The sequence below is a fragment of the Massilia genomosp. 1 genome, assembly GCF_011682185.1.
Classification (GTDB): Bacteria; Pseudomonadota; Gammaproteobacteria; order Burkholderiales; family Burkholderiaceae_D; genus Telluria_A; species Telluria_A rubra.
In genome coordinates this window covers 1-253 of sequence record NZ_WHJF01000597.1, presented here as the reverse complement: position 1 = coordinate 253, position 253 = coordinate 1, and the positions used below count along the sequence as shown (strand labels likewise).

Here is a 253-nt window from a genome sequence, read left to right as displayed (position 1 = left end):
CCGCCGGCTCTGCCAACCGAAGCCGGAATCAACATGCCCAAAATGGACATTGGCACCAACGAGCAGACCGAAGAATGCTCCCTAAACAATCTGTAAATACTGTCTCAAATAGTTTGACACGCTCCGCGCGCTGGCGCGCCATGCGCTGGCCCAGGATCCACTGAGCGGGGCGCTGTTCGTGTTCATCAACCGGCGCGCCACGCACATCAAGGTGCTGTACTGGGACCGCACCGGTTTTTGCGTGTGGGCCAAG

General features: G+C 58.9%; 1 pseudogene. It reads left to right on the top strand.

The window, feature by feature from the left end:
• Positions 1 to 124: 124 nt before the first annotated feature.
• Positions 125 to 253, top strand: a pseudogene (gene tnpB, locus F1735_RS38455) (IS66 family insertion sequence element accessory protein TnpB); the annotation flags it as partial.